Annotated in this window: 1 protein-coding gene and 1 pseudogene; both read right to left on the reverse strand. The window is 71.3% G+C overall.

Going from position 1 to position 1,618, the window contains the following annotated elements; all coding sequences use genetic code 11:
* A pseudogene (locus tag V8688_RS31885) lies at window positions 1-385 on the reverse strand (shikimate dehydrogenase); the annotation flags it as partial.
* On the reverse strand, window positions 378-1,618 hold a 1,241-nt coding region (locus V8688_RS31890; protein WP_342802375.1), incomplete at its 5' end, for an endolytic transglycosylase MltG. The pseudogene V8688_RS31885 and the gene V8688_RS31890, both read right to left, overlap by 8 nt.

Raw genomic sequence — 1,618 nt, forward strand, 5'->3', positions numbered from 1 at the left:
CACCGGCGCCCAGCACCACGGCCTCGCGCACCCGGTCGACGCCGCCCCCGCGCAGCGCGCCGAGCACCCCGTCCACATCGGTGCAGTCGGCCAGCCAGCCCGCCTCGGTGCGCACCAGGGTGTTGGCCGAGCCGACCAGGACCGCCCGGTCGGTGCGCGTGTCCGCGCGGGCCAACGCGGCCTCCTTGCCCGGCATGGTCACCGAGAGCCCGACCCACTCCGGTCCGAGCCCGTCGACCAGTCCCGGCAGCTCTTCGGCCGTGCACTCGACGCGCTCGTAGGTCCAGTCCAGCCCGAGCGCGCGGTAGGCGGCCAGATGCAGCTGCGGCGACCGTGAGTGTGCGATCGGCTTGCCGAGCACCGCCGCCTTGCGCGACTCAGCCACCGTAGGGCTTGGAGCTGTCGAGGATGCCGCTGCGCTGAGCCTGGGCGACCAGGCGCAGGTGTTCGGAGTAGCTGTCGGTGAACAGGGTGGTGCCCTCCTTGTCGACGGTGACGAAGTACAGCCACGCGCCCGGCTCCGGATTCTCCATGGCCCGCAACGCGTCCAGTGACGGTGCCGAGATCGGCGTCACGGGCAGGCCGCGCATCGCGTAGGTGTTCCAGGCGGTTTCCCTGGCCCGGTCGGCGTTGGTGGTCGCCACCTCGGTGGTGTCGAGGGTGTAGTTGACCGTCGAGTCGAACTGCAGCATCTGATCGACCTTGAGCCGGTTCACGATCACCCTGGCCACTTTGCTCATGTCCTGTGGCTTCGCCTCCCGCTCCACCAGCGACGCGGACACCAGCGTCTGATACGGCGTCAGGCCCGTGGTGGCGCCCGACTGCAGCAGGCCGGTCGACTCGTAGCGCTGCACGCTCGAGGTCACCAGCTGGCGCAGGATCTGCTGCGGAGTCCCGCTGGGATCGAAATCCCAGGTGCCAGCGGCGATCAGGCCTTCCAGCTGCCGGGACCGGTCCGGGGATTCCCGCACGCCCTTCATCGCCCAGTCCGGCACACCGAGGGCGGCCAGGTCCGTGCTCGCGCCCGCGGCGTCGAGCTGTTCGTAGGTCACGCACTTCTGCTCGGCGCCGTAGCAGCTGGCCTGGGCGACCTTGCGGTAGATGCCGTCGTAGCGCCCGCCGGTGTTCGCGTCGTGCTTGTCGTGCAGCAGCCTGCCCTCGGAGACGGTCACGTTGCCGACCCGCGACTTCCCGCCGACCAGCGTGGCGACGGCGGTGGCGGCCGGGCTGTTCACACCGATCGCGTAGTACCCGGGCTGCACGTTGTTCATCCCCGAATTGCGCACGGCCGCTTCGTAGAAGGCCTCGGGGCTGGCGACCACGCCACGGTCGTGCATGGCACCGGCGATCTGCGAGGCGGTGTCGCCGGGATGCACCTGCACCACGACCAGCGCCCCGGGCGGACCGGCGAAGTCCTCGGCCGGGGCGAACCGGCTCATCAGCTTGTAGCCGGCGAAACCGGCCGCGGAGACGATCAGGACGGCCAGCAGCGCACCGACCACCCAGAGGTTGCGGCGACGCCGTTTGCGCTCGGCGGCCTTGCGCGAGGCGATCCGCGACCGCTTGCGGCCCGACGCCGCCTTGCCGCGGCCCGCGGGCTGCTTGTCGCGGCCGGACG

The organism is Nocardia sp. No.11, from assembly GCF_038752175.1.
Lineage (GTDB): Bacteria > Actinomycetota > Actinomycetes > Mycobacteriales > Mycobacteriaceae > Nocardia > Nocardia canadensis.